The organism is Paenibacillus sp. RC334 (genome assembly GCF_030034735.1).
Taxonomy (GTDB): Bacteria; Bacillota; Bacilli; order Paenibacillales; family Paenibacillaceae; genus Paenibacillus; species Paenibacillus terrae_A.
On sequence record NZ_CP125370.1, the window covers coordinates 2,138,201 to 2,161,682 of the forward strand.

General features: G+C 48.1%; 23 protein-coding genes. 22 read left to right on the forward strand and 1 reads right to left on the reverse strand.

From position 1 onward, the window contains the following. The first annotated feature begins 58 nt into the window (after positions 1-58). The 18 genes from smc (at position 59) to QMK20_RS10185 (ending at position 18,157) form a co-directional block, all read left to right on the forward strand. Positions 59-3,628, forward strand: coding sequence for a chromosome segregation protein SMC (gene smc, locus QMK20_RS10100; protein ID WP_283655607.1), 3,570 nt, complete (start codon positions 59-61; stop codon positions 3,626-3,628). 38 nt (positions 3,629-3,666) lie between these two features. Beyond that, on the forward strand, positions 3,667-4,683 hold the full coding sequence (ftsY, locus tag QMK20_RS10105; protein ID WP_283655608.1) for a signal recognition particle-docking protein FtsY: 1,017 nt from the start codon (positions 3,667-3,669) through the stop codon (positions 4,681-4,683). 186 nt (positions 4,684-4,869) lie between these two features. Next, complete coding sequence (trhA, locus tag QMK20_RS10110; RefSeq protein ID WP_044644895.1) at positions 4,870-5,520, forward strand: PAQR family membrane homeostasis protein TrhA; 651 nt, start codon at positions 4,870-4,872, stop codon at positions 5,518-5,520. A 166-nt stretch (positions 5,521-5,686) separates the two neighbouring features. After that, positions 5,687-6,055, forward strand: a complete 369-nt coding sequence (locus QMK20_RS10115) for a putative DNA-binding protein (protein ID WP_283655609.1) — start codon at positions 5,687-5,689, stop codon at positions 6,053-6,055. 52 nt (positions 6,056-6,107) lie between these two features. Next, entirely contained in the window at positions 6,108-7,484 is a 1,377-nt protein-coding gene (gene ffh / locus QMK20_RS10120) for a signal recognition particle protein (protein ID WP_283655610.1), read from the forward strand. 67 nt (positions 7,485-7,551) lie between these two features. Then, entirely contained in the window at positions 7,552-7,824 is a 273-nt protein-coding gene (rpsP, locus tag QMK20_RS10125; RefSeq protein WP_014281051.1) for a 30S ribosomal protein S16, read from the forward strand. Positions 7,825-7,847: 23 nt separating this feature from the next. Continuing rightward, positions 7,848-8,078, forward strand: coding sequence for a KH domain-containing protein (locus tag QMK20_RS10130; RefSeq protein ID WP_013309863.1), 231 nt, complete (start codon positions 7,848-7,850; stop codon positions 8,076-8,078). A 97-nt stretch (positions 8,079-8,175) separates the two neighbouring features. Next, on the forward strand, positions 8,176-8,691 hold the full coding sequence (gene rimM, locus QMK20_RS10135) for a ribosome maturation factor RimM (RefSeq protein WP_283655611.1): 516 nt from the start codon (positions 8,176-8,178) through the stop codon (positions 8,689-8,691). Then, positions 8,691-9,494, forward strand: a complete 804-nt coding sequence (gene trmD / locus QMK20_RS10140) for a tRNA (guanosine(37)-N1)-methyltransferase TrmD (protein WP_283655612.1) — start codon at positions 8,691-8,693, stop codon at positions 9,492-9,494. Before rimM ends, trmD begins: the two co-directional genes overlap by 1 nt. A 245-nt stretch (positions 9,495-9,739) precedes the next feature. Continuing rightward, entirely contained in the window at positions 9,740-10,084 is a 345-nt protein-coding gene (gene rplS / locus QMK20_RS10145; RefSeq protein ID WP_010346403.1) for a 50S ribosomal protein L19, read from the forward strand. Positions 10,085-10,185: 101 nt separating this feature from the next. Then, the gene (gene lepB / locus QMK20_RS10150; protein ID WP_283655613.1) at positions 10,186-10,812 is read left to right on the forward strand and encodes a signal peptidase I; all 627 of its coding nucleotides are present in this window, start codon (positions 10,186-10,188) and stop codon (positions 10,810-10,812) included. 87 nt (positions 10,813-10,899) lie between these two features. Beyond that, a complete protein-coding gene (gene ylqF / locus QMK20_RS10155; protein ID WP_134910182.1) occupies positions 10,900-11,760 on the forward strand; it encodes a ribosome biogenesis GTPase YlqF in 861 nt (286 codons plus the stop codon). A 192-nt stretch (positions 11,761-11,952) separates the two neighbouring features. Beyond that, positions 11,953-12,615, forward strand: coding sequence for a ribonuclease HII (locus tag QMK20_RS10160; protein ID WP_283656243.1), 663 nt, complete (start codon positions 11,953-11,955; stop codon positions 12,613-12,615). A gap of 115 nt (positions 12,616-12,730) precedes the next feature. Beyond that, positions 12,731-14,863: a DNA ligase gene (locus tag QMK20_RS10165; protein ID WP_283655614.1), complete on the forward strand. Its 2,133-nt coding sequence runs from the start codon at positions 12,731-12,733 to the stop codon at positions 14,861-14,863. Continuing rightward, positions 14,860-15,159 carry an EscU/YscU/HrcU family type III secretion system export apparatus switch protein gene (locus QMK20_RS10170; protein WP_044644886.1) on the forward strand — a complete coding sequence of 100 codons (300 nt, stop codon included), beginning with the start codon at positions 14,860-14,862 and terminating at the stop codon, positions 15,157-15,159. The genes QMK20_RS10165 and QMK20_RS10170 overlap by 4 nt, the downstream gene beginning before the upstream one ends. After that, the gene (locus QMK20_RS10175; protein WP_283655615.1) at positions 15,159-15,542 is read left to right on the forward strand and encodes a YraN family protein; all 384 of its coding nucleotides are present in this window, start codon (positions 15,159-15,161) and stop codon (positions 15,540-15,542) included. The genes QMK20_RS10170 and QMK20_RS10175 overlap by 1 nt, the downstream gene beginning before the upstream one ends. 147 nt (positions 15,543-15,689) lie before the next feature. Beyond that, positions 15,690-16,241, forward strand: coding sequence for a nitroreductase family protein (locus QMK20_RS10180; RefSeq protein ID WP_283655616.1), 552 nt, complete (start codon positions 15,690-15,692; stop codon positions 16,239-16,241). Positions 16,242-16,393: 152 nt separating this feature from the next. After that, the gene (locus tag QMK20_RS10185; RefSeq protein ID WP_404580044.1) at positions 16,394-18,157 is read left to right on the forward strand and encodes a YifB family Mg chelatase-like AAA ATPase; all 1,764 of its coding nucleotides are present in this window, start codon (positions 16,394-16,396) and stop codon (positions 18,155-18,157) included. Positions 18,158-18,446: 289 nt separating this feature from the next. Here QMK20_RS10185 and QMK20_RS10190 read toward each other — a convergent pair whose 3' ends face one another. After that, positions 18,447-18,875: an organic hydroperoxide resistance protein gene (locus tag QMK20_RS10190; protein WP_283655617.1), complete on the reverse strand. Its 429-nt coding sequence runs from the start codon at positions 18,873-18,875 to the stop codon at positions 18,447-18,449. Positions 18,876-19,022: 147 nt separating this feature from the next. Here QMK20_RS10190 and QMK20_RS10195 point away from each other — a divergent pair, with 147 nt between their 5' ends. The 4 genes from QMK20_RS10195 (at position 19,023) to dprA (ending at position 23,307) form a co-directional block, all read left to right on the forward strand. After that, positions 19,023-19,496: a MarR family winged helix-turn-helix transcriptional regulator gene (locus QMK20_RS10195; RefSeq protein WP_044644881.1), complete on the forward strand. Its 474-nt coding sequence runs from the start codon at positions 19,023-19,025 to the stop codon at positions 19,494-19,496. Positions 19,497-19,820: 324 nt separating this feature from the next. Then, positions 19,821-20,981 carry an ADP-forming succinate--CoA ligase subunit beta gene (gene sucC, locus QMK20_RS10200; protein WP_137062710.1) on the forward strand — a complete coding sequence of 387 codons (1,161 nt, stop codon included), beginning with the start codon at positions 19,821-19,823 and terminating at the stop codon, positions 20,979-20,981. Between the two features lie 49 nt (positions 20,982-21,030). Next, positions 21,031-21,960 (forward strand): succinate--CoA ligase subunit alpha, encoded by a 930-nt coding sequence (gene sucD, locus QMK20_RS10205; RefSeq protein ID WP_283655618.1) that lies wholly within the window; start codon positions 21,031-21,033, stop codon positions 21,958-21,960. Between the two features lie 228 nt (positions 21,961-22,188). Next, positions 22,189-23,307 (forward strand): DNA-processing protein DprA, encoded by a 1,119-nt coding sequence (gene dprA / locus QMK20_RS10210; RefSeq protein WP_283655619.1) that lies wholly within the window; start codon positions 22,189-22,191, stop codon positions 23,305-23,307. Positions 23,308-23,482: the final 175 nt, after the last annotated feature.

A 23,482-nucleotide genomic window follows, 5' to 3' on the forward strand; every position in this document is an offset into this window, starting at 1 on the left:
GTTAACCAGGTAAACGGTGTTGTACAAGCATATTTAAATGTTAGAGGTGAGATTGAGTATGTTTTTAAAGCGCATTGAGCTGGCGGGCTTCAAATCGTTTGCAGATAAAACGGAGATGGAATTTGTCCGCGGCATTACAGCGGTCGTCGGACCCAATGGAAGCGGAAAGAGTAATATATCCGACGGTATTCGCTGGGTGCTGGGTGAACAGAGCGCCAAATCACTGCGCGGCGGTAAAATGGAGGACATTATTTTTGCGGGTAGTGATGCACGTAAGGCTGTTAATTACGGCGAAGTGTCGCTTACGCTGGATAATGAGGATCAGGCGTTGCCTCTTGATTTTGGAGAAGTCACGGTCACGCGGCGTGTGCATCGCAGTGGAGATAGTGAATATTTTATTAACCGACAATCATGCAGACTCCGTGATATTACCGAGCTGTTTATGGATACAGGTATTGGTAAAGAAGCTTATTCCATTATCGGACAGGGGCGCATTGAAGAGATTTTGAGTACCCGTTCCGAGGACCGCCGGGGGATTTTTGAGGAAGCGTCCGGTATCGTGAAATATAAATCACGTAAAAAAGATGCGGTTCGCAAGTTGGATGACACGGAGCAAAATTTGCTTCGGATTCATGATTTGGTCAGTGAGCTGGAGGATCAGATCGGACCGCTCAAGGAGCAGTCGGAAAAGGCAATCCACTTTAAGGAGCTGCGGGGTGAACTGAAATCGAAGGAAATTTCGATGTATGTCCATCAGATTGAACAGATTCATACCTCGTGGAGCGATGCGACTTCCAAGCTGGCTTTGTTGCAGCAGGAGCAGCTACAGCTGTCTACGGTGGTGTCACGTCATGATGCGATGCTGGAGAGCGATCGTAACGAGCTGCGTCAGCTGGAGGAGCAAGTGGAACGGCTGCAAAGGGATCTGTTGCAATACAGTGAAGCTACGGAAAAGAGCGAAGGCTACGGCGAACTGTTAAAAGAGCGCACACGCAATCTGGAGGCAAACCGGGAGCAGCTCATTTTATCGCTCAGCACAAGCGAATCACGTCATTCCGAGCGCAAAAGTGAGCTGGATCTACTGAACGAAAAACTGTCTGCATTGACTGTTGAGCTTGACGAGCTGCGTGAACGGCTATCCGACGAAGAGGCGAAGCTGATTGGTGTCACAGGTGGAATCAGCCAGGAGCAGGAGGAAAGCCTGAAGGGCGGACTGCTGGAGCTGATGAATCAGATGGCACAGGCCCGTAACGAAATCCGTTATACCGACCAGCAGAAGGAAGCGTTGGAACGGCGGGTGACTCGCGTAAGTGACGAATCCGGCAAATGGGAAGCCCAGAAAGCTGAACTGGAACAGCGTAAAAAGGGTTTGGAAACGGCTGTTCAGAAGCTTGGTCAGGAAATCAGCAGTCTGCGCAGCGGATATATTCAGGGAAGCGAAAAATACCAGGCGCTGCAAAAGCTGCTGGAAGAAAGCCAGGGTACTGTCCGCAAATGGGAACAAAAACGTGAGGCCCAAATTTCACGCCGAGATACGATGAAGGAAATGCAGGATGACTTCGACGGCTTTATGCTGGGCGTTAAAGAAGTGCTGAAGGCGGCACGCAAAGAAACCCTGCATGGCGTGCATGGAGCTGTAGCAGAGCTGATCCGGGTACCTGAGCATTTGGAGCAGGCGATGGAAACGGCTTTGGGCGCTTCGATGCAGCATATCGTGATGGAAAATGAATCGGTGTCCAGACAGGCGATCAGCTTTTTGAAGCAGCGTCAGCTGGGCAGAGCGACGTTTTTGCCTATGGATGTTATCCGTCCGCGTCAAATTGGGGCGGGTGAACGCCAAATCGTGGAAGGCGCCGAGGGTTTTGTCGGAATTGGTGCGGATCTTGTTCAGTATGATGAACGGTATGCTGGCATTGTAGGCAGCCTTCTGGGAAATGTGGTTATTGCCCGTACGCTGGAAGATGCGAACCGTATTGCGGCTCGTTGCCAATATAGATATCGCGTCGTGACGCTGGAAGGCGATGTCGTCAATGCAGGTGGTTCCATGACAGGTGGTAGCCAATTCAAGAAAAATGCCAATTTGCTTGGACGTAAACGTCAGCTGGATCAGCTTGATCAGGATATTATCGATACGGAGCAACAAATTGCAAGGCTGCGTCAGAGCGCGGTAGATGCAAAACGTCAGTTGGAAGAGACACAGACCCGTTTGGACGAGCTGCGTCAGGGCGGCGATGTGAAGCGCGGCGAAGAGCAGCAGGCAGCAATGGAACTCAAGCAACTGGAGCATGAGCTTCGTCATGTTCTGGAGCAGGTGGCTGCATCTGGTCAGGAGAAGAAGGGTTTTGATCAGGAGATCAAGGAACTGGAAGCTTCCCGTGAAGAGGCGTTGCTGAAATTAGCTGCGCTGGAGGATGAAGAGAAGAAAACCCACCAGGCTATCCATGCCGCTGAATTTGCCCGTAAGGCCAACGAATCTGCGAAAGAACAGTTACAGGGAGAACTTACGAATCTCAAGGTAAGAGAAGGAAAGCTGGATCAGGAGCGTTTTTCACTGGAAGAACAGCTGCGTAGATTACGGGGAGATTATGATACCCTTGGCAAGGATTCGAGACAGAACAAGACCTTGCTTGCTTCCATCGAAGCTGATCTGCTGACCAATGAGCAGGAAAGCGTGAAGCAGATTGAAAATCTCAATCAGTATCGGCTTAAAAAGGAAGAGGCTTCGCAGCAATTGGAATTTAAGCGTGCTGCACGCAGTAGCTTGTCCAAAAAGCTGGAAGTGGCCGAAAACGAGACGAAAGAGCAACGCGTTCAGCTCAAGTCTGTCGAAGAACAGCTTCGCCAGACAGAAATTGGAGTGAATCGGCTTGATGTAGAGCTGGAGAACGTCCTGAAAAAATTGAGTGATGACTATGAACTCAGCTATGAGCTGGCCAAGCAGCGTTATCCGATACCAGAAGATATAGAAGGTACGCAGGCCGAGGTGCAAAGGCTCAAACGCGGTATTTCCGCATTGGGCGAAGTAAACCTGGGTGCCATTGAGGAATACCAGCGTGTGCATGAGCGTTATACGTTTCTCGATGAGCAGAAGTCTGATCTGGTCGAGGCCAAGACAACGCTCTATCAGGTTATTCGAGAAATGGATGATGAAATGTCCAAACGCTTCAAAGCCACTTTCGATGCCATCCGGCGCGAATTTGGTACGGTGTTCTCCAAGTTGTTCGGAGGCGGACGTGCTGATCTGGTGCTAATTGACCCGGAACGCATGTTAGAGACGGGAATTGACATCGTAGCCCAGCCGCCAGGAAAAAAACTGCAAAACTTGCAGCTACTGTCAGGAGGCGAGCGGGCGTTAACGGCGATGGCGCTATTGTTTGCCATTTTACATGTCAAGCCTGTCCCATTCTGTGTGCTGGATGAAGTGGAGGCCGCATTGGACGAAGCTAATGTGGTACGTTTTGCCCAATATTTGCGGGAATTCTCCGAGCAGACACAATTCATTGTAGTTACACATCGCAAGGGAACGATGGAAGAAGCCGATGTGTTGTATGGGGTTACGATGGAAGAAGGCGGGGTTTCCAAGCTCGTATCCGTCAAGCTGGACAATGATGAAGCTGAGATTGCCTGACATAAAATAACATACTTTCAGATCAACGGAGGGAACCTATGAGTTTCTTTAGGAAATTAAAGGAAAGCATTGCAAGCAAAACCGAATCCGTCACCAAACAGTTCAAGGACGGTTTAGAAAAAACACGCAAAGGATTTGTTGAAAAAGTATCGGATCTGATGATTCGCCGCAAGAAGATTGATGAGGAGTTCTATGAGGAGCTGGAAGAAATTCTGATCGGTGCCGATGTTGGCGTCAACACCGTTATGAACCTCATTGAAGACCTGCGAGGAGAAGTGAAAAAACGCAAAATCGAGGACGCATCCGAGCTACAGCCTGTATTATCGGAAAAGCTGTCTGAGTTGCTGCGGGGCAATGACAACAGTCAGCTTCAAATGAGCCCTGACGGGATTACGGTCATTCTGTTCGTCGGTGTCAATGGTGTCGGTAAAACAACAACAATTGGCAAGCTGGCGCACCGTTTTAAACAAGAGGGTAAAAAAGTGTTGCTGGCCGCCGGGGATACGTTCCGTGCTGGCGCGATTGAACAGCTGGAGGTATGGGGCGAAAGGGCTGGTGTAGAGGTCATTAAACAGCAATCTGGTTCTGATCCAGCCGCGGTTATGTTTGATGCGGTACAGGCTGCCAAGCAGCGTCAGGTGGATGTGTTACTGTGTGATACCGCAGGACGTCTCCAGAATAAAAGCAATCTGATGGAGGAACTGAACAAAATTTTCCGCGTAATCCAGCGTGAAATTCCCGATGCTCCCCATGAAGTACTGCTGGTACTCGATGCGACGACTGGACAAAACGCGCTCAATCAAGCCAAAATGTTTGGCGAGAAAAGTGGCGTAACCGGGCTGGTGCTGACGAAGCTGGATGGTACAGCGAAGGGTGGTATTGTCGTGGCGATCCGCCAAGAGCTGAATTTGCCGGTGAAGCTGGTAGGCTTGGGTGAAAAGGTGAATGATCTCCAGCCATTTGATTCCGAGCAATTCGTTCATGCGTTGTTCGCTGGGTTGATTCAGGAAGAAGGCGTAGATGAAACCGCTCTGGGTGAGGAAGAACAGGCTTAATCAGGTTTGTTGCAAGGTTGGACGAGGCTTTTTTGATCTTAAGACCTGCCAGGTCTGGGGCTAAGTAGGGTCCGGTTGCTGCGTGAGATCACAGGGATGTATAATGAAAGAAAAGGGTCTGTCGGCGCCGGATATGAATTTTTTGGATGTAAAAAAATATTTCACAGGAAGCCGGGTGAAGAACCAATGGCGAATACCTATACTTATTCCCGCCGGGAAGAAATAGCCAATGCGATCACACACGGAATTGGAGCCGTTTTAAGTGTGGCGGCACTTGTGCTGCTCATTGTTTTTGCAAGCTTGAAAGGGACCACTTGGCATGTCGTCAGTTTCACGATTTACGGAATTACGATGCTGCTGTTGTACACCAATTCCACGTTGCTTCATAGTCTGCGCGAAGGAAAATTGAAGGATTTGTTCGAGATATTCGATCATTCTTGCATTTACCTGTTCATTGCAGGCAGCTACACCCCGTTTATGCTCGTTGCACTGCGCGGGACATTAGGTTGGACGCTGTTTGGCGTTATTTGGGGAATCGCCCTGTTTGGTGTGCTATTCAAGGCATTCTTCACCAAGCGCTTTCTGTTCATGTCTACCGTGTTCTACATCGTGATGGGCTGGCTCATCACGATTGCCTGGAACCCGCTGGTGGCGGCTGTTCCCGCCGGAGGCATGACGCTATTGTTCCTGGGCGGTCTAATGTATACGCTGGGCACAATCTTCTATGTGTGGCGGGCGTTTCCGTATCATCACGCGATCTGGCATCTGTTTGTTCTGGCAGGCAGCATACTTCATTTTCTGGCTGTTCTGCTGTATCTTACCCCGGTAAGAGTTTAAACCCTAGTAGGCAAAAAGCCGATTCGTACTTCCGTTTAAGGGCAGTGAATCGGCTTTTTTTTGGTTGACAAGGGATAACGCTTGACATCTTCTTTTCTTTTATGTATGATAAGGATCGTTGAAAAGAACTGTAAAGTGTTTTTCCTTGACGATGGAGGTATACGCGATGAGTCAGGAGAATCGGCTGGAAAAGACAAACCGGATTAACCGACTGTTTGACTTCTATGAACCTCTGCTTACGGAGAAGCAACAGATGTTTTTGAAATATTACTTCCATGATGATTTTTCTCTGGGAGAGATTGCTTCGGAGTTTCAAATTAGCCGTCAGGCCGTGTATGAGCATATCAAACGTGCCGAGCAGGTACTGGAAATGTATGAGGAAAAGCTCGGGTTGCTCAGTAAACATGAGCGCAGAAGCCGAGATCTGGAAGAATTGAATACAGCGTTGTATGAGGCGTTCGGTAAAATCGGTAAACCCGATGAAGGCACTCTGCAACATGTTAATCAAATTGTAAATCGCCTGCAGGAATTGTAGGTCATATAGATTAGTAAACAAACAACCCTGGTAGACAAGGAGGTGCGGAAATATGGCATTTGAAGGATTGTCGACCCGCTTGCAAAATGTATTCAGTAAACTGCGCGGCAAAGGAAAAGTGTCTGAGGATGATGTAGCTCAGGCGATGCGCGAAGTACGATTAGCTTTGCTGGAGGCGGACGTTAACTTCAAGGTTGTAAAGGACTTTATTGCCAAGGTGAAGGAGAAATCCGTTGGCAAGGAAGTGATGGACAGCTTTACACCAGGTATGGTAATCATCGACATCGTGAACAAGGAACTGACCGAGTTGATGGGTGGCAGTCAAGCCAAGCTTGCCAAGGCAAACAAACCGCCTACGGTCATTATGATGGTGGGTCTCCAGGGCGCAGGTAAGACGACGACATCCGGCAAGCTGGCGAAGTTGCTGCAAAAGCAAAATCATCGCCCATTGCTTGTAGCTGGTGATATATATAGACCGGCTGCAATCAAGCAACTACAGGTACTTGGTGAGCAGATTAATGCTCCTGTATTTACGCTTGGTGATCAGACAAGCCCGGTGGAGATTGCAAAACAGGGCTTACAGCATGCCAAGGATAATGGTAATGACTACGTTATTATAGATACTGCCGGTCGTCTTCATGTGGATGAAGAGCTTATGGAAGAGTTGCGTCAGATTCATGCGAACGTCAAGCCGGACGAAGTTCTGCTGGTTGTTGACAGCATGACAGGTCAGGATGCGGTAAACGTCGCGGAGCACTTTAACACTAGCTTGGAGTTAACAGGGGTTGTACTAACGAAGCTGGACGGTGATACCCGCGGTGGTGCGGCCTTGTCGGTTAAGGCTGTGACCGGATGCCCGATCAAGTTTGCTACATTGGGTGAAAAGCTGGATGCGATGGAGCCGTTTCATCCGGAACGGATGGCTTCACGGATTTTGGGTATGGGCGACATGTTGTCCCTGATTGAAAAAGCGCAATCCAATATCGGCGCCGATAAGGCGAAGGAAATGGAACGGAAAATGCGCAATGCTGAATTTACCTTCGAAGATTTTCTGGAGCAGATGGATCAAGTTAAAAAGCTTGGCCCAATCGACCAGATTCTCGATATGATTCCCGGCATGGGCAATATGAAGCAAATGAAAGATGTCAAAGTGGATGACAAGCAGATGGGCCGGATTGAGGCTATCGTTCATTCCATGACCACACAAGAAAAGCAAAACCCGGACATGATTAATCATAGCCGTCGCAAACGGATTGCTGTAGGCAGTGGAACATCACTGGCTGAGGTAAACCGCCTGATCAAGCAATTTGATGAAATGCGGCGCATGATGAAGCAGTTCTCAGACATGATGGGACCCAAGGGTGGCAAAAACAAAGCCCTGAAGCAGTTGAAGGGTATGGGTAAAGGTATGAAGTTTCCTTTCCGTTAAGGCCAATAGGCCGTTGGAATTATAGGATAACAATATACAGTCTACTTTTTGAAGGAGGTGAATTTTCGTGGCAGTTCGTATTCGTCTGAAACGTATGGGTGCACATAAAGCTCCTTTCTATCGCGTCGTGGTATCGGATTCCCGTTCCCCGCGTGACGGTCGTTTTATCGAAGAAATCGGTTATTACAACCCTATTACAGTACCAGCAGTTGTAAAAATTGATGAAGATAAAGCGTTGAAATGGTTGCAAGATGGTGCACAAGCATCCGATACAGTCCGCAACTTGCTTAGCAAAGCGGGCGTAATGAAAAAGTTTCATGAGCTTAAACAACAGAAATAAGGTGCTGATGCGGAGGGTCAACCATGGAAGAATTAGTGATAATCATTGCTAAGGCTTTAGTCGATCATCCGGAAGATGTAACCGTGAAGACCTTGGAGAAGGATCGGCTTGTCGTATATGAGCTTAGCGTGCATCCTGAGGATGTAGGCAAAATCATTGGCAAGCAGGGTCGTATCGCCAAGGCGCTTCGCACTGTGGTTGCATCAGCAGCCGTTAAGATGGATAAACGGGTTACCGTAGACATCATATCTTAAAGATATACGAAAGTGGGTTAGGATGTATGTCCTAACCCTTTTTCGTACATGATGAAGATGATATGGAGCGGGACCGATTATATGCAGGAGGAACACGATGCAGCAATTGTTTAATGTCGGGAAAATTGTGAATACACACGGAATCCGCGGCGAGCTTAAAATATTAACGACGACCGATTTCCCGGAGGATCGTTTTGCTAAAGGCAGTGAGCTGTTGATCATTCCTGCGGATGGTAAAGCGCCGATCCCTGTAACTATTGAAACAGCACGTTTTCAAAAAAATATGGTTGTAGCCAAATTCAAGGAATATCATAACATCAATGATGTTGAAAAGTATAAAGGCAGCTTATTGAAGGTATCCGCTGAACGGCTAGGCGAACTAGAGGAAAATGAGTTCTATTTTCATGAAGTTGTTGGCCTGGAAGTAGTGACAGAAGGTGGAGAAAAGCTCGGTGTGGTGAAAGAGATTTTGACACCAGGAGCTAACGATGTATGGGTAGTCACAATGCCTGATGGCAAGGAACTGCTGTTGCCGTATATAGAAGATGTCATTTTGGATGTAAACGTGCCTGAAAAACGGGTTACGGTACGGTTGATGGAAGGACTACTGTAATGCGGGTGGATGTGCTGACCCTGTTTCCCGAAATGTTTGACGGTGTATTTAATGCAAGCATTCTGGGAAAAGCAAGGGATAAGGGAACCATATCACTGCAAGCGGTTAATTTTCGCCAATATGCCGGGAACAAGCACGGTCAAGTGGATGATACACCCTATGGCGGCGGGGGCGGGATGGTATTGAAGCCTGACCCGATTTTCACTGCGGTGGAGGCGCTACTGGATGAGGCAGAGTGTCCAACCATATTAGGGAACACAGACGAAGTTGTTCAAGGTGATGAGGCTGGGTCGAGTGCAGGTTTGAAAGCTCCGCGTATTATTTTGATGTGTCCGCAAGGTGAGACTTTTACGCAAAAGAAAGCGGAGGAGCTTGCTAAAGAGGACCATCTTATTTTTATATGCGGGCATTATGAGGGCTATGATGAGCGTATTCGCGAATATTTGGTGACGGATGAGCTTTCTATCGGAGATTATGTGTTGACTGGTGGGGAACTGCCCGCCATGGTCGCTATAGATAGTGTGGCACGGTTGCTGCCTGGAGTGCTGGGCAATGAAACGAGTGCAGTAACGGACTCTTTCAGTACGGGGCTGCTGGAGTACCCGCATTATACCAGGCCTGCTGAGTTTCGGGGCTGGAAGGTACCAGAGGTGCTGTTGTCAGGACATCACGTTAATATTGATGTATGGAGACGGCATGAGGCACTGCGTCGTACGATGGAACGTCGACCGGATCTGCTGGAGCAGGCTGAATTGACAAGCAAGGAACGGGTATGGATAGAGGAACAGCGCAAGATGGATTGATCATGGGAAGAGTGTATTAAAGTGCTGAGCAATGAGGGGATTTGAAAGCAGGTGCTAACCTGTTTTATAATGTAATTAATTAAATATAATGTTTGGTCAAATCCCTTTTTCTTGTTGCAATGCGGTATCCTCCATGATACAATACATCTGTTGTGTGTAATACGGTGGTCCTCTGTGGATGATGAAGGAAACGGATGTGTTTCCAGAAGATGCATGAACACCTGTACGGAAGGAGGGAGTCATAGATGAATATCGTCCAAGCGATCACTGAAGAACAACTGCGTAAAGATTTGCCTAACTTTCGTCCCGGTGACACTTTGAAAGTGCACGTGAAAGTTATTGAGGGAACTCGTGAGCGTATCCAGTTGTTTGAAGGTGTTGTAATTAAACGCCGTGGTGGCGGAATCAGTGAGACTTTTACAGTTCGTAAAATTTCTTACGGTGTAGGTGTGGAAAGAACTTTCCCGCTTCATTCCCCGAAAATCGATAAAATCGACGTGGCTCGCCGTGGTAAAGTGCGTCGTGCGAAGCTTTATTATCTTCGTGAACTGCGCGGTAAAGCAGCGAGAATTAAAGAAATTCGTCGTTAATACAACGAATAACGAAAGGGGCTTGATTACAAGCTCCTTTCGTTTTTTCTACGTACATAGGGAACTGTGGATTATTGACCGTAAAGAGAGGACAGTGAGCTATGGAGCAAGAAGTAGGACAAGGAGCTATACAGCAGCCGACCGATCAGGATGGTACGCCCAAGCGTAAACCGAAAAATGAGATTTTTGAGTGGGTCAAGGCCATCGTTATCGCGTTAGTGTTGGTCTTTTTAATCCGTTGGTTTCTTTTTAAGCCGTTTATTGTGGATGGCCCGTCGATGCAGCCTAACTTTCATACCGGAGAACGTGTCATTGTAAATGAAATTTTGTATGATTTCCGTTCCCCAAAACCGGGAGAGGTAATCGTTTTTCATGTGCCGGATGAAGGAAGAGACTTCATTAAGCGCGTCATTGCCGTTGAGGGCGATACGGTTAAGGTAGAAGGTGACACGATTACGGTGAATGGTAAACCTATTCAGGAGCCTTACTTGAAAACTCCGTTGGAGGAAGCGCATCAAAATGGTGAGCTTTACAACAAGTTTACAAATTTCCCGAATGAAAATTTTAAGGATGGTAAAGTTCCCGCAGGACATATTTTTGTTATGGGGGATAACCGTTCCAACAGTACAGACAGTCGGATGATTGGATATATTGATTTGAAAGAAGTCGTCGGCCGTGCTGATGTTATTTTCTGGCCGGTGAAGGATATGAAGTGGATTAACCACTAGAACAACTAATATGCAGCATAGCTGCCGTAATCCTGACGCATAACTCTATGGGAAACGTTAGGAGTTACGATCAATGAGGTGATGACGGTGACGATACAATGGTTTCCTGGTCATATGACCAAAGCGCGCCGCCAAATTGAAGCAAAATTAAAGCTGATTGATTTGGTAATTGAGTTGATTGATGCTCGATTGCCGCTTTCCAGCCGAAATCCAATGATTGATGATATTTTGCAGGGCAAGCCGCGAATGATTATTTTAAATAAGGCAGATTTGGCGGACCCGGTAGTATCACAGCAGTGGATTGCCTACTTTAAGGAGCAAGGGCATATCGCTTTTCAGGTGGATGCTACAACAGGCACAGGGATGAAAGAAATTCCGGTTCAGGCCAAGTTGCTGCTTAAGGAAAAGATAGATCGGCAGATTTCTAAAGGTATGAATCCTCGTCCTATGCGTGCTTTGATTGTTGGTATACCGAATGTCGGTAAATCGACCCTGATCAACCGTATGGCAGGACGTAGCATTGCAGCTACGGGCGATCGTCCTGGGGTGACGAAGGCACAGCAATGGATCAAGATTGGTGAAATTGAGCTGCTGGATACACCGGGTATTTTGTGGCCCAAATTTGAGGATCAGAATGTTGGTTATCGTCTGGCGGTTACAGGCGCGATCAAGGAAGAGATTTTGAATGTTGAGGATATCGCTTTTTTCGCGACAAAATATTTGGTTCAATATTACTGGGATGAGCTGGCAGCGCGCTTTGAGCTGACTGAACGTCCCGAGGATACGGAAAATGCCGATGAAATTGTCAGTGTCATGGAAGCGATTGGACGTAAACGCGGCTGTATTGTCAGCGGTGGACGTGTAGATCTCGAAAAGTCGTCAAAAATCATTTTACGTGAGCTGCGTGCAGGTAAGCTGGGACGTTTCAGTTTGGAAGCTCCTTACTGATTCTGCCAGATGTACCGGATACACAACATAGCATAGTGTGGCAAGGAAGAACCTTCCCCATCTCTCCGGAGAGAGGAAGGTTTTTTGGTATGTGAAGGCAGGTTAACGAAAAGGGTTTTGGGGTGGACAGGTCTGTGTTAAGCTGAATAAAATTGTACAGAACTATGGCGTGAATTAAGCGCCAAACTACATATAGATAGGCGGGTATGGAGTATGGAAGAAAAAGCGGTAACGGACATGCTGCGTTATGAAAAAGAGTGCTGGGAGCAATCCTATGAGCGCATCGCTGGCATTGATGAGGTAGGCCGAGGATGTTTATTCGGGGATGTTGTGGCTGCGGCGGTCATTTTGCCGAACGGTGAGCTGCTGGAGGGCGTGGATGATTCCAAAAAGCTGACGGACAAAAAGAGGGAAACCTACTATGAGCTGATTATGGAGAAGGCCATTGCCGTAGGAGTCGGGTATGTGGACGCACGAACGATTGATGCCATCAATATTAAACAGGCAGCTCGTTTGGCTATGAAGCAGGCTGTTGAGGCTCTGCATGTATCTCCTGATTATTTACTTGTAGATGCAGAAAAGGTGGATTTGCCTATATCCCAGCTTTCTATTATTAAAGGAGATGCGAACAGCCAGTCTATTGCTGCGGCTTCTATTATTGCCAAGGTAACCCGTGATCGACTGTGCAAAGGTGAATGGGATGCAAAGTACCCGGAATATGGGATTGGCATACATAAAGGTTACGCTACGAAGCTGCATAGGGAACAAATTTTGATGCTGGGACCTACAGCAATGCATAGACGCAGCTTTCTTGGTAATTTGTTGATCGAGCAACCGACGTTGTTTGACCTGTAAATACTTATTATGAGTCGGGACTGTGCCGATATAATGTATACCTAAGGATTTTGAAAAATCCTGACCTAATAAAATAGGCCCCTTGAATATGGGGCATGAAGAGAGGAGGGACCCTATGAATATCGGATCTGTATTTCGAGGATTACTTGGTGATGTGAAGGCGGGAGAGGCTAAAAAGCTTGATATGCAGCCAGGTCAGGTCGTACGAGGCGTCGTATTAAAGGTGTCTGAGGACGGCGGTGAGGCTGTGTTGCAAATTCAAGGTTCCCAGGTCAGAGCCAAGCTGGAAACCCCTCTTCAACCTGGACAGTCCACATTACTCCAGGTCCAGCCAGCCTCGCCCAGCGGAATGACTGTACTTAAGCCTTTGAACGATGCAGCCAACACAGGGCAGCAGACTGTAGCGCTGGCAGATGTACTGGATTCGGTGGGACTACCGGATACAGCGCAGAACAGGGAGCTGATACAGGCGATGCAAAAGAATGGCGTACCGTTGACATCGGAAAATGCGGCTTCTTTACGAGACGCTTTGGCGAAGCAGCCGGGAAAAGTACAAATAGAGACGTTTGTGCAGGCAGCAGCGGTTGCCTTTCAACGTGGATTGCCGTTGACGGCGGAAAGTATAAACGGCCTGCGACAGGCGATGTTTGGGCCTCCTTTAAATGATCTTTTGTCTTCGCTGGAGCAGGAGCTTGAAGCAGTATTCAAGCAGCAAGGTCAAGGAGCATCTGGTGACCGTATGGCGGGAGAAGCAACAGCGGTAAAGGGGGCTGACCGAATGTCCCCTGCTCCATCAGGCGCTTCTTCAGCTGTGATTGCAGATGCACCAGAAGGCCAAGTTCCTGTATTGTCCAAAGATGCCGCTGCTGTTACTACAAAGCAGGCAGAAGCGGCACTGGCAGCAGGAGGCAAGGAGACGCTGAAAGGGACTCAGGCGGCAAATCTTGCTGCTATGGTGGGTGAAGCGGGCGCTTCGGCGACAGACACGGATGCTCCGACTGGTACTGCTGCATCTGTAGCTAAAGGTGCTGCCTCCGGGGAACCAGCACTAGCTAATGGGCGTGGAGCCATAGCCACGGACGTGGTGGCGGACTCTGGTGTAAATGCACCTGAATCGGGCGCTGATGCACTAAGGGCTTCACGTGCCGGAGCGGAGAAGCCGCAAGCAGCCACAGCGGGTACACAGCAGCCTAAGGGCGCCGACGGCGCTCCAGCGGCGGCAATGGCAGAGCCTGCCGGGGCGAAGCCCGCTGCAAACGCCGCTATGGCCGACCGTGCCGCCGCGCAGCTGGCTGGCGGCTCTGCGCCGCAGGCCGCTGCGGGCAACGCGGCCACGCCGGAGGCGCCTCTTCAGCGGCTGCGTACGCTGCTGCAAGAGCTGCGCGCGGCGGTGCCGCCCGCGCTGGGCACGGCTGCGCCGGAGCAGCCCGCAACAGAAGCGCCGCAGCCTGCGGCTGGCGCTCTGCGGGCTACGGACGCAGCTGCTGCGCAGCCAGCGGCGTCCAGCACGCAGCTCACCCCCACGGAGGACCCGTGGGTGGGCCGCGTGCTGAAGCTGCTCGGTGCAGAGCACGAGCAGCAGGTACACCGCGCGGCTGCACAGACCGCGCAGGGAACGGCGGCGGCCCGTATGGAGCCGCCGGAAGGAACGCATCCGCTGCCGGGATTAGCGGCTGCGGCGGGCGGTACGGTGTCAGCGGATGCCGACACCGTAAAGGGGGCGCTGCTCCAGTTGATGGGCAGCGATGACCTGCCGCCTGCCCTGAAAGAGGCGGCGCAGCAGGTCGTGCAGCACCTGACGGGTCAGCAGTTGCTGCTGAATACGGACCGTACGGCCCCTTTTGCACAGGTACACATGTTTATTCCGTTTGTCGGACCGGATGGTCGTGAAACAGCTACGATCCAGATTCAGTCTCGACGCGGTAAACGCGGGGAACTGGATGCATCCAACTGCCGGCTTTGGTTTGATTTGGACATGAAGGCGCTAGGGCCAACATTGGTGGATGTGCAAGTCGTGGACCGGATAGTGAGCCTTAAGCTCCATAACGATCAGGATTGGGCTGCTTCGCTGTTGACCAGCGGGCGTGAATCCATTCATACGGCGCTGGAATCGCTAGGGTATCAGCTTTTATCCCTGCGCACCGAACCGATGCCGATAAGGACTGGACAGGAGAGCAAAGGTCTGGTCTCTTCGGAGGTACAAAGCTATGTGCCTCAGCCGTATAAAGGAGTCGATCTTAAAATATGAAAGAGCCGTTGGAGGCTCCTTCTCCTTCCAGGAAGAAGGCTGTCGCCCTTAAATATACGCCCGGTGAGAGCGAAGCCCCAATCGTCGTTGCCAAAGGAAGCGGTCGTATTGCGGATAGCATTTTGGAAAAAGCCAAAGAGCACGGCGTTCCCGTTCAAGAGGATGCCGCACTGGTTGAGGTATTGTCCAAGCTTGACTTGGATGAACAAATTCCTGCTGAGCTATATCAATTGGTGGCAGAGGTGCTCACCTATATATATCAAATGGATAAGCTTGCTCCAAGGGATGATAGCTGATGAGGAACGATATGAGGACCGGAAGCAAGGATCAACGAAAAGCCAAAGGAGCTTTGGGTGAACAGGCGGCGGCTTCGTTTTTGGAAAATCTGGGGTATCGTATCATAGAGCGTAACTGGCGATGTCGTAGTGGTGAAATGGATCTGATTGCCTCCCGGGAGGATATTCTCGTGTTTATTGAAGTACGCAGCCGAAGTAGCTCCAATTATGGAACGCCCGCAGAATCAATCACTGCACGTAAAATAACCCAGGTTCGCCAGACAGCTGCTGTTTATTTGCATATGAACGGGATTGGAGATGTTCCAATCCGTTTTGATATGATTTCTGTACGATTGATTGACGAAACCGCAGTCGTCACGGAGCATATAATTGAGGCATTTTAAAAGAGCAGTAAAGTACACTGGATTGAATTTCATATGTACAGGTTGACAGGAAGGAATGCTAAAGGTATATTTTATTGAGAATGGTTATCATTTTGAATATATAGTTATAGTGATATCCACGAGCTATACCTGTGAAGGAGGATATACGTGACAGAGCATACCTTTAGTGAACATGTCATAGATGTAATTCAGGAACGACGGACCATTAAACGCTTCAAATCCGACCCCATTTCGGTAGATACCATTAAAGAACTGCTGGACGTTGCTGTATGGGCTCCTAATCATAAAATGCGTGAGCCATGGCGTTTTTTCTTGTTTGCTGGCGACGGACGGAAAAAGCTCGCTGAAGCTATTGAAGCCGATATTGGCAAGGATAACAAATTCGAAAGCGGCATTTTACACAATCCGATTCAACTTTTAGTTGTGTTGGAGGAAGACCCTCGTCAGTCAGTTTGGGATGAGGATTTTGCAGCGGTTAGTGCCCTTGTACAAAACTTTATGCTTGCCGCATGGAGTAAAGGAATCGGAACGTTCTGGGTCACAAAGCCTTTTCTTTATTCGCCGAAATTCCGCAAGCATTTGGGAATCCAGCCTGGTGAGAAGGTCATCGGAATGGTGTATGCAGGTTATCCTGAAGTCATTCCAGAACCAAGACCACGTATTCCAGCAGCGGATAAGCTAACCCTTTTTGACAAATAATCTTTTGTCGAATAACCTTGATTAGACAGTTTGTGAATTAAAGATGTAACATTACATTTGCAACAGATGAAAATTTGGAAGCACCTTTTTTCATACATGCAATGCTCCCCCGGGAGGAGACATTTCAATATGAGGAGAGGTGTTTTTTTGTTATGTATGGAAAACTACATGGAGCTTGTCTTTATGGAATAGACGGTGTTCTGATTGAAGTTGAGACTGATTTGTCTAATGGGTTACCTCAAACTGCGATCATCGGATTGCCGGATTCAGCAATTCGAGAAGCCGTAGAGCGCGTAAGAGCAGCGATCAAAAACTGCGGTTTCAAATATCCGTCCCAGCGTGTAACCATAAATTTGGCTCCTGCTGATTTACGTAAGGAAGGCTCATCCTTTGACTTTGCAATCGCTTTGGGACTGCTGACAACCAGCGGACAAGTCGTTTTACCTGCGGGGAAACGGACGTTATTCATCGGTGAACTAGCGTTGGACGGCAGTATTCGCCCCGTGAACGGGGTATTGTCTATGGTTGATTTGGCCAAGCGAGAAGGATTTCATTCGGTGCTGCTTCCTGAGGAAAATGCAGGGGAAGCACGCCTGATCACGGGTATACGTATTTACGCTGTTCGCCATCTGATGGATCTCATTCCAGCAAAAGATCACGCACAATACATTATTGAAGGACAATCAAAAGATCGGAATTCTAACTACTTACCTGATCAAACGGATGGTGAAGGAACTAATCAAACAGGTAATCAAATAATTAATCAAGATATTAAGCAAGCTATTGATCCAGATCCTAACCCCGTCTCGAATCAAGTCGAAAATCATGACCATGGTATGCGTATTACTGCTAGACAGCAGGTCATTATCCATTCTTATGAGCATTTGCTTTCGGTAGATCAGATACCCATGTGTGAGGTCAAAGAGATGATTGACGTTATGGAGGATTACAGCGATGTATTGGGCCAGCTACACGCCAAACGAGCGCTGGTTATCGCTGCTGCCGGGATGCACAATATTGTCCTTATCGGGCCGCCAGGTGCCGGAAAAACGATGCTTATCCGCAGGCTGCCATCCATTCTGCCGCCCTTGACCGAAAAAGAGGCATTGGAGGTTACCAAAATTTACAGCGCCGCCGGGAAGTGGAAGGAGTCGTCGCCTCATTTGATGAACATTCGCCCCTTCCGTTCACCTCATCATACGATTTCCGCTGCTGGACTGGTGGGCGGCGGCGGCATTCCCAAGCCGGGAGAAATTAGCCTTGCCCATCGGGGGATTTTATTTCTGGATGAGTTGCCTGAGTTTAGTCGTCATGTGCTAGAGGTGCTGAGGCAGCCGTTGGAAGATCGCAATGTAACAATTAGCCGTTCACGTGCAGTTTTTAAGTACCCGGCACACTTTTTACTTGCAGCTTCTATGAACCCGTGTCACTGCGGCTTTTTCGGAAGTGATACGCAACATCAGCGCTGTACCTGTTCACCTGCTGCGGTAGCCCGCTATCGTTCGCGTATTTCTGGTCCATTACTGGACCGGATCGATCTTCAGCTTGAGGTATCGCAACCGAAGGACTGGCGTGAGGAAAAGGAGTCACTGTCATCCGCTGAAATGCGAAGACAGGTACTAGCTGCTCAAGCGATACAAATCGATAGGTACAGCAAGCTTCCTTTTTCATGGAATAGCGAACTATCCGGTCAAATGCTTCGGAAATATGCGGTATTAGAACTCAATGCGGCAGAACTGCTTGATCAGACGATGGATGCACTCGGTTTAAGCATGCGTGCGTATGATCGAATTCTCAAGCTGTCACGCACTATTGCGGACTTGAGTCAATCAGAGAAGATCACCGTGTCGCATGTAGCTGAAGCCATTCAATATCTGAATATGGACAGAGCACATGCCAGTTTTTCAGAAGAATAAAGCGGCATAGAAGTAACTCCATGTCCATATTTTTTATGTCAGGATTTTGCAAAATCCTCATGTAAGACAAAAAAAGCTCCAGACGCTTAAGTTCTGGAGAAGAAAAAAGATTATGACAACGTTATTATACAATAAGTATATCAATTTCGTATATACGATTATGCATCATCTCCCATGTTACTTGATGGAAGAAAAACCATCTATCAATCCTTTGTTGAGAAGGTGTAGCTGAAAGTATACAAAGCCTCCGAACCAGAAACAGCTCGGAGGCTTTATTGTAAAATTCGGATTAGAGCACGTTCAACTTGACTTCAATGTTGCCGCGGGTAGCGCGGGAGTAAGGACACTGTTCATGTGCGCCTTCTACCAGTTTTACCGCTGTTTCATGGTCAACGCCTTTCACCACTACATCGAGGTTTACTCCGATTCCAAAGCCGCCGTCTTCAACTTTACCGAAATTGACCGTTGCTGTTACTTCGGTACCTTCATGTTTAATACGTTGCATGCGGGCAACCATATTCAAAGCACTGTCAAAACACGCTGAATAGCCTGCTGCGAACAATTGCTCCGGATTCGTACCCGCGCCGCCTGCACCGCCCATTTCTTTGGGTGTATCAATATTTAAACGAAGTTCAGGGGAAGAAGACTCGACATAACCATTACGTCCTCCAACTGCTTTCACTGTTGTTTCATACATTTTTTGTTGAATGGTCATCATAATTCAATCACTGCCTCTCGCTCAGTTTATATTTTACACAATTTAATTTATCAAAATAATTATTATTTGTAAAGTATTTTGTGCAATTAGCATGCTTTTTGTTATATAATGTGATAAAATAATGACGAAAGTAGGTGATCTGACAGCATGGACAACAACAAACATAATGAAGGTACAGCATTAAAACTTGATAATCAGTTATGCTTTGCCATATATGCGTGCTCCAGAGAGATTACGAAGCTATACCAGCCTTATCTGGAAAAGCTTGGTGTGACATACTCACAGTATTTGGTACTCATTGTGTTGTGGGAGCGCGAGGAATGTACAGTGAAGGAATTAGGCGAGGCGTTGTATCTGGACTCAGGCACACTGACCCCGTTATTGAAAAGATTACAGAATGCCGGACTCATTGACCGAAAGCGTTCGACTCAAGATGAACGTAAGGTGCTGATTTCTTTGACTCCTGAAGGAAGTGCATTGCGGGAAAAAGCGCAATCTGTACCGGGATGTATTCAGGAAAAAACAAGCATGACCCACGATCAATTCGGCTCGCTCCTGTTTCAGTTCAACGATCTGCTGGATCGAGTTCATGAAGCGAATGTGCAGGTTGAAAAATCATAATCGGTATTTCCGGCTACATTACGAATCTCTTGTTATGTAGCCGCCCGTAGCTGGATGAAGGAATGCCCCAATGTAAAGTACCTCTCATACGGATTTAATAAATCCCGAACTTGAAGAGGTGCTTTTTTTGTATTCTATTAAAATGAATATCCATTAATATCCAAGCATTCGATTTTGGGAATGATAATGATATCAAAATACTGTAATTCATAAGGTTAAATTATAAGGAAAGCGTTTTAAAAACATGTTACAATGATGTAGGTTTAGTATAGATTTCCTTGTGAACCGCCCTTGTTGCAGTCATGTTGATAGGAGGATTCCAGAATGAATATCCATGAATATCAGGGTAAAGAAGTATTGAAGCAGTACGGAGTGGCTGTACCGAACGGTAAGGTTGCCTATACGGTGGAGGAAGCCGTTGCTGCAGCAGAATCGCTTGGAAGCGCTGTTACGGTGGTCAAGGCGCAAATTCATGCCGGTGGACGTGGTAAAGCGGGCGGTGTGAAGGTGGCCAAAAGCTTGGATGAAGTGCGTACCTATGCTTCTGAAATTTTGGGTAAGGTGCTGGTGACACATCAGACCGGGCCTGAAGGCAAAGAGGTTAAACGCCTTTTGGTAGAGGAAGGCTGCGATATTCGTAAAGAGTATTACGTCGGTGTTGTCGTGGATCGTGCGACCGGACGTGTCGTGATCATGGCCTCGGAAGAAGGCGGTACGGAAATCGAAGAGGTAGCTGCGGCTACTCCGGAGAAAATTTTTAAAGCGGTTGTTGATCCGGCGATTGGGCTTCAGGTATATCAGGCGCGCAAACTGGCGTATGACATTAACATCCCGAATGAGCTGGTAAACAAGGCGGTTAAGTTCATGCAGGCGCTCTATGAAGCTTTTGTGGACAAGGATTGTTCGATTGCAGAGATCAATCCGTTGGTCGTCACAGGTGACGGGAATGTGCTGGCGTTGGATGCCAAACTGAATTTTGACTCTAATGCGTTGTTCCGCCACAAGGATATTTTGGAGCTGCGTGATTTGGACGAAGAGGACGAGAAAGAAATCGAAGCTTCCAAATACGATCTGAGCTACATTGCATTGGACGGAAATATTGGGTGTATGGTCAACGGCGCAGGTCTTGCAATGGCGACGATGGACATTATCAAATATTACGGTGGCGATCCGGCCAACTTCCTGGACGTAGGGGGCGGTGCGACGACAGAAAAGGTAACCGAAGCGTTCAAAATCATTTTGTCCGATCCGAAGGTAAAGGGCATTTTTGTGAACATTTTCGGCGGAATCATGCAGTGTGACATCATTGCGAACGGTGTGGTGGAGGCTGCCAAGCAATTGGGGCTGACACGTCCGCTTGTTGTCCGTCTCGAAGGTACGAATGTCGAGTTGGGTAAACAGATTTTGGCGGAATCCGGTTTGAACATCGTGGCGGCTGATTCCATGGCGGATGGTGCCCAGAAAATCGTCGAACTTGTTCAATAGCCTGTTTGCATTCCGATATGCCGAATAAACGATAGGGGATGTGAAGATCGTGAGTATTTTGGTCGATAAGCATACAAAGGTGATTACACAGGGGATTACGGGAAAAACGGCGTTATTCCACGCCAAGGGTGCGCTTGATTATGGCACACAGATGGTAGGAGGCACCTCTCCAGGCAAGGGCGGCACCGAGGTGGAAATTACGCTGGAGAACGGACAGCAGGTCAAGTTGCCCGTGTTTAATACAGTGAGCGAAGCGAAGACTGCTACAGGCGCGACAGCGAGTGTTATTTATGTGCCGCCTGCTTTTGCTGCGGATTCCATTTTGGAGGCTGTGGATGCAGAGTTAGACCTCGTGATTTGTATAACCGAGGGCATTCCGGTGCTTGATATGATCAGGGTAAAGCGTTTTATGGAAGGTAAAAAGACCGTTCTGATCGGTCCTAACTGTCCAGGCGTAATTACACCTGGAGAGTGCAAAATTGGCATCATGCCAGGTTACATTCATCTGCCGGGCCATGTAGGCGTTGTGTCGCGTAGCGGCACGCTAACCTATGAAGCGGTACATCAGCTGACTACCCGGGGCATCGGACAATCTTCCGCGGTTGGTATCGGAGGGGACCCAGTTAAAGGTTCGGAATTTATTGATATTTTGCATCGCTTCAATGAAGATTCTAACACGCATGCTGTCATTCTGATCGGAGAAATCGGCGGTACAGCCGAGGAGGAAGCAGCAGAGTGGATTCGGGACAATATGACGAAACCGGTGGTCGGTTTTATCGGCGGTGTGACTGCGCCTCCGGGCAAACGGATGGGGCATGCAGGCGCTATCATTTCCGGCGGAAAAGGAACAGCCAAGGAAAAAATCGCTACGCTTGAAGCCTGTGGTATCAAGGTGGCACCGACTCCTTCGGAGATGGGCTCGACGCTGGTCAGTGTGCTGGAAGCGCGTGGTATTTTGAATTTATGTACAACACATTAAATCGTGTTTCTTCATTAATATACAAGCTGTAAAATGGCATCGAAATTTGCCGCTTGCTAGTGTATAATGAAAGAAAGGTAAGCAACCTTTTTGTCTTCTTAAACAGGGGATGAAAAGGTTGCTTTTTTTGCGTTAGGACAGGCTTATCAGGGAAACGCTTGCAAAATGATACGTTGTGCCACAAAATAAGGGAGGGTTCACTCTCCCCGAGAATGGGGGAACCACAGTTTGGAAGAAAGATGGCTTTTGCTGGGTTTGCATGAATTAGAGGGTATCGGTAGAAAAACAATTCAGCGTATTTGGTCGAGTGACTACCGACTGCATGAACTGCTGCATTTTAGCGAGCAGAAATGGCTTGAGGTAGGATTAAATCCCACTCAGGCCCGTATAGCGGCGCAGTGTTACGATGAAGATTGGGTACATGAAAGATATGAGCGGGTTCGATCCGGCGATATCGGAGTGATTACTTATGTGGATGAGGATTATCCCCTATTAATGAAAGAAACGGTTGACGCGCCTTGGGTATTGTATACGAAAGGGGACATTTCACTTTTGCATACATGCTCTATAGCTATGGTGGGGACTCGCATTCCTACGGCTTATGGACGCAGAGCGGCCGAAATGCTGACAGAGGGATTGTGTGATGCGGGCATTACAGTAGTCAGTGGACTGGCGAGAGGGATCGACAGTATTTGCCACGAAGCTGCCCTGCGCCGGGGAGGCAATACGATAGGGGTTCTTGGAACGGCGATTGATCAAATTTACCCGCCTCAAAATGCATCTTTATTTGCAGAGATGGCGAGCAAAGGCTTGATTGTATCGGAATATCCACCTGGCACCAGATCGCATCCGGGAATGTTTCCGCAGCGTAACCGGATCATTGCTGGTCTGACACAGGGAACCGTTGTGGTGGAAGCAGATGTAAGAAGCGGTTCCCTAATTACAGCTGATGCTGCGTTGGAGGCGGATCGAGATGTGTTCGCCGTTCCCGGACCGATTACATCACCGAAGAGCAGAGGTACGTTAAGTTTGATTAAGCAAGGGGCTAAAACGGTCACCGAAGCTTCGGATATTGTAGAGGAGTACGTAGCTAATTTGCGTACAAGGGATGTTTCTTCATACAATAGAGAGCAGAGTCTGGATGTGAATGGTGTCTCCAAAGTACCAGTGAGTGAGACTGCCGAGGAAAAACATGTCGTGCTGTTACTGGAGCAGGGAACACTTACACTGGATGAACTGCTTGAAGCGACTGCATGGGATTTTGGACTTTTACACTCAGTTCTGTTATCGTTAATCATAAAAAAAAGGATCACCCAGCTTGCGGGTACAAAATACAAACTTATTTAATAGTTGATTTTGCAAATCCTTAATGTAGTAATTGTATAAATTCAGTATTAAACATCCAGGGATGGGAGTTTAGATATTTATCCGCACAGCGGATTCCTGCTCCCTCCCCACTTCCTGAAATGTGTTGACTTTATAGCTCGGAGCGCCTCCGCGCTATAACTCACCACATTTCAGG

Excerpts from the sequence above, each read along its gene's own strand:
- smc (WP_283655607.1), top strand. The coding sequence starts at position 59 with ATGTTTTTAAAGCGCATTGAGCTGGCGGGCTTCAAATCGTTTGCAGAT.
- ftsY (WP_283655608.1), top strand. The coding sequence starts at position 3,667 with ATGAGTTTCTTTAGGAAATTAAAGGAAAGCATTGCAAGCAAAACCGAA.
- trhA (WP_044644895.1), top strand. The coding sequence starts at position 4,870 with ATGGCGAATACCTATACTTATTCCCGCCGGGAAGAAATAGCCAATGCG.
- QMK20_RS10115 (WP_283655609.1), top strand. The coding sequence starts at position 5,687 with ATGAGTCAGGAGAATCGGCTGGAAAAGACAAACCGGATTAACCGACTG.
- ffh (WP_283655610.1), top strand. The coding sequence starts at position 6,108 with ATGGCATTTGAAGGATTGTCGACCCGCTTGCAAAATGTATTCAGTAAA.
- QMK20_RS10130 (WP_013309863.1), top strand. The coding sequence starts at position 7,848 with ATGGAAGAATTAGTGATAATCATTGCTAAGGCTTTAGTCGATCATCCG.
- rimM (WP_283655611.1), top strand. The coding sequence starts at position 8,176 with ATGCAGCAATTGTTTAATGTCGGGAAAATTGTGAATACACACGGAATC.
- trmD (WP_283655612.1), top strand. The coding sequence starts at position 8,691 with ATGCGGGTGGATGTGCTGACCCTGTTTCCCGAAATGTTTGACGGTGTA.
- rplS (WP_010346403.1), top strand. The coding sequence starts at position 9,740 with ATGAATATCGTCCAAGCGATCACTGAAGAACAACTGCGTAAAGATTTG.
- lepB (WP_283655613.1), top strand. The coding sequence starts at position 10,186 with ATGGAGCAAGAAGTAGGACAAGGAGCTATACAGCAGCCGACCGATCAG.
- QMK20_RS10165 (WP_283655614.1), top strand. The coding sequence starts at position 12,731 with ATGAATATCGGATCTGTATTTCGAGGATTACTTGGTGATGTGAAGGCG.
- QMK20_RS10170 (WP_044644886.1), top strand. The coding sequence starts at position 14,860 with ATGAAAGAGCCGTTGGAGGCTCCTTCTCCTTCCAGGAAGAAGGCTGTC.
- QMK20_RS10175 (WP_283655615.1), top strand. The coding sequence starts at position 15,159 with ATGAGGAACGATATGAGGACCGGAAGCAAGGATCAACGAAAAGCCAAA.
- QMK20_RS10185 (WP_404580044.1), top strand. The coding sequence starts at position 16,394 with ATGTATGGAAAACTACATGGAGCTTGTCTTTATGGAATAGACGGTGTT.
- QMK20_RS10190 (WP_283655617.1), bottom strand. The coding sequence starts at position 18,875 with ATGATGACCATTCAACAAAAAATGTATGAAACAACAGTGAAAGCAGTT.
- QMK20_RS10195 (WP_044644881.1), top strand. The coding sequence starts at position 19,023 with ATGGACAACAACAAACATAATGAAGGTACAGCATTAAAACTTGATAAT.
- sucC (WP_137062710.1), top strand. The coding sequence starts at position 19,821 with ATGAATATCCATGAATATCAGGGTAAAGAAGTATTGAAGCAGTACGGA.